This window comes from Pedobacter psychrodurus, from assembly GCF_032678585.1.
Lineage (GTDB): Bacteria > Bacteroidota > Bacteroidia > Sphingobacteriales > Sphingobacteriaceae > Pedobacter > Pedobacter psychrodurus_A.
This window is the reverse complement of sequence record NZ_JAVTSN010000023.1, coordinates 111,557-117,556: the sequence shown is the minus strand read 5'-3', so window position 1 is coordinate 117,556 and position 6,000 is coordinate 111,557. Positions and strand designations below refer to the sequence as shown.

5 protein-coding genes are annotated in these 6,000 nt (G+C 39.3%); 1 reads left to right on the top strand and 4 read right to left on the bottom strand.

The features are described 5' to 3' along the window. Nucleotides 1-168 precede the first annotated feature (168 nt). The 4 genes from R2S57_RS16240 to R2S57_RS16225 form a co-directional block, all read right to left on the bottom strand. Nucleotides 169-1,530: an acyl-CoA dehydrogenase family protein gene (locus tag R2S57_RS16240; RefSeq protein WP_316846008.1), complete on the bottom strand. Its 1,362-nt coding sequence runs from the start codon at nt 1,528-1,530 to the stop codon at nt 169-171. A gap of 179 nt (nt 1,531-1,709) precedes the next feature. Then, nucleotides 1,710-2,426 (bottom strand): bacillithiol biosynthesis deacetylase BshB1, encoded by a 717-nt coding sequence (gene bshB1 / locus R2S57_RS16235; protein ID WP_316846007.1) that lies wholly within the window; start codon nt 2,424-2,426, stop codon nt 1,710-1,712. A 3-nt stretch (nt 2,427-2,429) separates the two neighbouring features. Continuing rightward, nucleotides 2,430-2,942, bottom strand: a complete 513-nt coding sequence (locus tag R2S57_RS16230; protein ID WP_316846006.1) for a glutathione peroxidase — start codon at nt 2,940-2,942, stop codon at nt 2,430-2,432. 6 nt (nt 2,943-2,948) lie between these two features. Further along, the gene (locus R2S57_RS16225; protein ID WP_316846005.1) at nt 2,949-3,563 is read right to left on the bottom strand and encodes a DUF4294 domain-containing protein; all 615 of its coding nucleotides are present in this window, start codon (nt 3,561-3,563) and stop codon (nt 2,949-2,951) included. Nucleotides 3,564-3,672: 109 nt separating this feature from the next. Between R2S57_RS16225 and R2S57_RS16220 the strand changes: the two genes are divergently transcribed. Next, complete coding sequence (locus tag R2S57_RS16220; protein WP_316846004.1) at nt 3,673-5,880, top strand: bifunctional (p)ppGpp synthetase/guanosine-3',5'-bis(diphosphate) 3'-pyrophosphohydrolase; 2,208 nt, start codon at nt 3,673-3,675, stop codon at nt 5,878-5,880. The last annotated feature ends 120 nt before the right edge of the window (nt 5,881-6,000 follow it).

Below are 6,000 nucleotides of genomic sequence, written 5' to 3'. Positions count from 1 at the left end.
GGCAGCTCCCGGCTTTTCGTCGGGACTACAGCGAATGGCAGGGCTACAGCAGCTATGAAATACCAACATTCATTTCCAAAAAACAAAAACCCGTTTCTTGTTTCGTCTCTTTAAACTAACGAAGGTGCCCCTCCTTTACACTATTAAACTTCGTGAGTTTTACCGGCGCTAAACAAAAGCTGAGAAACCGGTTATGGCTCTACCCACAATCAGCGTATTAATCTCTTTTGTACCCTCGTAAGAATAAATTGCTTCGGCATCAGCCACGAACCGGGCAACATTATATTCCAATAAAATACCGTTTCCACCCATCACCTCTCTTGCTTTGCTCACCACATCACGTGTTCTTAAAGAACAGAATACTTTCGCCAGTGAAGCATGTTCATCTTTCAGCAACCCTTGATCCTGTAATTGCGACAAACGGAAACAAAGTGTTTGCATTGCCGTTAAGTTCGACAACATTTCTACCAGATGGTTCTGGATCAATTGAAAAGATGCAATCGGTTTACCAAACTGTTTTCTGGTGCGGGTATATTCCAAGGCATTTTCATAAGCTCCACGGGCACAACCTACAGCCTGCCAGGCTACTCCTGCCCTTGTCATTTGTAATACCTTGGCCGTATCTTTAAATGAGTTTGCATTTTGCAAGCGGTCGGCTTCTTCCACCTCACAGTTAGTTAAGGTAATAATTCCATTCTGCACAATCCGCAAGGCCATTTTATCTTGCATTTTTTCCACAGCAAAACCTGGATTATCTTTTTTTACAATAAAGCCTTTAACTTCTCCACTTTCTTCATCACGGGCCCAGATAATTAAAATATCAGCAAATGTGGCATTACCAATCCATTTTTTCTGCCCGTTCAACACCCATTTGCCATCTACTTTTTTACAAGTGGTGGTTAAACCGCCAGCAGCGGCAGAACCAACTTCGGGCTCTGTTAAACCAAATGCACCGATAATTTTAAATTGCTGCATTAACGGCAGCCACTGCTGTTTCTGTTCTTCCGATCCACATAAATAAATCGAGCCCATGGCCAGGCCACTTTGAACACCAAAAAACGTAGAAATTGAGGTATCGATCCGTGCCATTTCCATCGCCAAAATCCCTTCCATTAAATTCGATTTCCCAGGACAGCCATAACCTTTATAAGTTAAACCACAAATATTGAGCTCTGCAAGTTTTGGAATGATTTCAAAAGGAAATTCAGCCTTGTTCCAATAATGGTTTACAATCGGTTTTACTTCTTTTTCTAAAAACGCACGCACTTTTAACTGAAGTTCCCGGTCTTCATCTTTTAGGGCTTCATCGCCCAAATGATAGAAATCGCCTTCAATTGGCGGCAATTCTTTCTTTTTATGCGGTCCACCCATCATTTTCATCATGCCCTGAATCTGTTTATCATCAAGGCTGGATATGGTTTCGACCATTTTGGGTAGATCAACTTTTTTCGACAAAGCTTCTAACTTATCGAAATCTACGTGTTTAAAAAGGTTGTATGCATTTTTGAGAGAAGAGAATATATTCGCCATTATTATTCGTTTTGAGAATAACAAACGAGGGGCGGTTTTGTTGGACTTTCAAGTTTAACCGCAAAGGGCGCAAAGTTTTTCGCGAAGAAAAAGAGAAACAGAAGAAAAATTACTTTATTGCTAGCGCTTTTCTTTGCGTGCTTTGCTAATCTCTTTTTTTCTTTGCGGTTTAAAAAAGCTTATCTCAAATCAAATAGATTATCCACCCCCAACAATTTCCGCGATGTAAAACCCTCACCAAAGGTTGCGCCAATACTTTTACCAAATTCTCTCGAACGGCCGATCATGCTCTCGAAAAACTCAGGTGAGGAGATGTAGGTTTCCAATCCATCCACATCAGGATTATAAAACTGGGTTTTGAATGCTTTGATGGATTCAATTTTTTTATCAATATGTTCGGTGATATCGACAATAATATCAGGTTTTAAGTACCGATCCTGAATGTACTGTAACAATAATCTTGGGCGGTGCGCTTGCTGATTAATGCCATCTATCGAAGTTTCTATTTTTGGCAAACCCGATAAAAAAACCGAATCATAAACCAAATCTCCGGCTCTCCCATGATCAGGATGACGGTCTTCCAAAGCATTGCTTAAAATAATTTCGGGTTGATATTTTCTAATCGCTTTAATTACTTCCAAACGGTGAAATTCATCGTTTTGAAAAAATCCGTCACGCATTCTTAAATTCTCACGGGCATGTAAGCCTAAAATTTTTGCAGAGTCAGCCGCTTCTTCATCTCTGGTTTCTGCGGTACCACGTGTACCCAGCTCACCACGGGTTAATTCTACAATTCCAACTTTTTTACCAAGTGCAATATGTTTTAAAATGGTTCCAGAGCAACAAAGTTCCGCATCATCGGGATGCACGGCTATCACTAAAATATCTAATTTCATTATTTATTTGGCATTTTGATTCAGCAGCTGCTGAATTTTCTTTTTAATTTTCGAACTCAATGGCTTGGTAAATGGCAAAAAATAATCTTCCAGTTCACCATTTTTGTTCACGATGTATTTATGAAAGTTCCAACGGGGTTTCGAACTTAATTTTGAGTTTTGTTTTTTATCGCTCAGAAATTGATAAAGCGGATGGGCATGTTCACCACGCACCATAATCTTGTGAAAAACAGGGAATTTTACCCCGTGATTGATCTCACAGAAAGACGCGATATCAGAACCATTTAGCGGTTCCTGTTTTCCAAAATCGTTGGTCGGAAAGCCTAAAATTTCAAAATCAGAGTTATTAATCTCGTCTTTAAGCTGTTGCAATTCTTTTAGTTGTGGTGTAAAACCACACTCAGAAGCTGTATTTACAATTAAAACAACTTTATTTCGGTAGGCTGACAATGGCTGCTCTTCGCCATTAATTTTTTTAACCTTAAAGGAATAAATATTCGGAATGCGTTCCTGCATTATATGTTATTGATAAAATCCCGAGGTACGGATAATAGATTCGATATCCCTATCCTCAGTCGGATCGTAAGTGCTTTTTAAATTATGTCCCACTACACGGGCAACAATCTGGTAAGAAAATGCCGCAAAACCACCCTTGGTTTGCTTTACAATTTCGTAGGTTGTTCTGCCCACTTCACGGTCGATCAGTTTCGTTAAAATCTGACCTTGTGTAATCGTTAAATCTTTTATCTCGCGGTTAAACATGTCTTTAATTTCTTTATCACATTGTTTAACCAATTGTTTTTGTTCTTTTTTCTCCGGTGTTTTTGCAATATCCTGCTCCAACTGCTCGTATCTGCGTTTTGCAAACAAGGCATAAGGCATCACTTTCAATACATTATACCTTAAACGGTTATATGCGGCCTGTTCTGCAGGCGACTTCCATATCCTGAGCGCATAAATAGATACATCATTAAGTTGCATCCATGGAATCATTACGCCATTGTCATTTGTGGAGGCTACTCTTATTGTATCGCTCTTGCCCATTTTCGGGAATACCGGGGCAACAGGATCCTGAGCCCATAGCGAAATGCTACAAATCATTACAATACAAAGAAAAAAGAGCCCTTTAAATTTCATAAATTTATACTTTTACAAAGTTAGGTGTTATTTCATATATTAGTTGTTTCACAAAACTAATATAAGTTTTATTCATAAATAAGACGCAATTTTTACGCAAAAAATACAAATGAAGACAGAGTTAGTGATTGATTTAGAGGCGGAAAAGCAAGAGATTCTAAAAAGATATAGGGCATTACTACGGGCAAGCAAATCTACTTTACAAAAGGGCGATAAGAAAGAGATCAGGAAAGCTTTTGATATGGCATTGGAAAGCCACAAAGATATGCGGCGCAAATCAGGCGAACCTTATATCTACCACCCTATTGCAGTAGCGCAGATTGCTGCTGAAGAAATCGGGCTTGGAACAACTTCAATTGTATGTGCGCTATTGCATGATGTTGTAGAAGATACCGATATCACGCTAGAAGATATTGAACGCGAATTCGGAAAAAAAACTGCTAAAATCATCGACGGTTTAACCAAAATTTCGGGTGTTTTCGATACCAATAGCTCTTTGCAGGCAGAGAATTTCCGTAAAATGCTGCTTACTTTGGCAGATGATGTTCGGGTAATCCTGATCAAACTTGCCGATCGTTTGCACAATATGCGCACGATGGATTTTATGCCACGCCATAAGCAGCTTAAAATCGCTTCAGAAACCATTTACTTATATGCCCCATTAGCCCATCGTTTGGGTTTATATGCCATAAAATCAGAGTTGGAAGATCTTTCGATGAAATATCTTGACCCTGATACTTACAAATTCATCGCAAAAAAATTAAACGAGAAAAAAGCAGAACGTGCGCTTTTCATCAAAAAATTTGTCGAACCGATTGATGAAATCGTTCACGAACAGGGTTTAGTGGCCGATGTTTATGGCCGGCCAAAATCGATCCACTCCATCTGGAACAAGATGAAAAAGAAAAATATTCCTTTCGAAGAGGTGTATGATCTTTTTGCCATCCGGATTATTCTGGATTCGGCCCCTGAAAATGAAAAGGCAGATTGCTGGAAAGCATATTCTATTGTAACCGATTTATACCGCCCCAATCCCGACCGTTTACGCGATTGGGTTTCCTCACCAAAAGGGAATGGCTACGAAAGTCTGCATACTACCGTAATGGGTCCCCGCGGACAATGGGTTGAGGTGCAGATTCGCACACAGCGTATGAATGAGATTGCAGAAAAGGGTTTTGCTGCCCACTGGAAATACAAGGAATCGAGCAATGATAATGGTTTGGATCAATGGATTCAGAAAGTGCGCGAAATGCTGAGCAATCCTGAAGCCAACGCGTTAGATTTCCTGGATGATTTTAAAATGAACCTCTTCTCTGATGAGATTTTCATTTTTACGCCAAAAGGCGCCTTGATCCAGTTGCCTTTAGGCGCTACTGCATTAGATTTTGCTTTTGAAATCCATACCGATGTGGGTGCAACCTGTATCGGCGCCAAAGTAAACCACAAACTGGTTCCAATCTCTTACAAACTTCAAAATGGTGATCAGGTAGAGATTATCACCTCGAGCAAGCAAACCCCAAAAGAAGACTGGCTAAATGTGGTGGTTACTGCAAAAGCCAAATCGAAGATCAAATCTTCTCTAAAAGAAGAAAAGCGGAAAATTGCGGAAAATGGCAAGGAAATCTTAGAAAGAAAGCTAAAATCATTAAAAATCACCTACAATACCGATAATTTACAAAAGCTAAGCTATTTCTTCAAACTGCCTTCTACACAAGAGCTTTTTGTGAATGTTGCACTTGGAAAAATTGAGCTAAAAGATATTAAAGAGTATTTATCGAGCGAAAAAGAAGTCGAAAACCGAAACCCGGAGCGCCCTGAAAACCTAACGGTTGACATGGTGAAGACTAAAATGAAAGGTTCGGAAAACGACATTTTATTGATCGGAGAAGATTTACAAAAGATAGATTATACTTTAGCCGCTTGCTGTAATCCAATCCCTGGCGATGATGTTTTTGGTTTTGTTACGGTAAGTGAAGGCATTAAAATTCACAGAACGAATTGCCCCAATGCTGCCCAATTAATGTCAAATTATGGCTACCGGATAGTAAAAGCCAAATGGAACAAACAACAGGAACTTACATTTTTAACAGGCTTACGTATTGTGGGTATTGATGATGTTGGATTGATCAATAATATCACCAGGGTAATTTCTACCGACTTCAAAGTAAATATGCGGTCAATTACGGTAGATACCAATGAGGGGATTTTTGATGGTTCGATTATGATTTTTGTAAACGATACCGAACATTTAGAAAACCTGATTAAAAATTTATTAAAAGTTAGAGGCGTTACCGGAGTGACCAGGTTTGATGCCTAGTTAGTCCGAAAGTCGGGAGACCGAAGTCGGAATTATTTGTAATGTAAACTTTTGACTCCCGACCTCAGACCTTCGACTTAATACAAATCTGTGTAATGATTTAATCCGTGTAATCATTTT

What these genes read in the sequence shown, in the direction of transcription:
- R2S57_RS16240 (WP_316846008.1), bottom strand. Translation starts at nt 1,530, where the DNA reads ATGGCGAATATATTCTCTTCTCTCAAAAATGCATACAACCTTTTTAAA.
- bshB1 (WP_316846007.1), bottom strand. Translation starts at nt 2,426, where the DNA reads ATGAAATTAGATATTTTAGTGATAGCCGTGCATCCCGATGATGCGGAA.
- R2S57_RS16230 (WP_316846006.1), bottom strand. Translation starts at nt 2,942, where the DNA reads ATGCAGGAACGCATTCCGAATATTTATTCCTTTAAGGTTAAAAAAATT.
- R2S57_RS16225 (WP_316846005.1), bottom strand. Translation starts at nt 3,563, where the DNA reads ATGAAATTTAAAGGGCTCTTTTTTCTTTGTATTGTAATGATTTGTAGC.
- R2S57_RS16220 (WP_316846004.1), top strand. Translation starts at nt 3,673, where the DNA reads ATGAAGACAGAGTTAGTGATTGATTTAGAGGCGGAAAAGCAAGAGATT.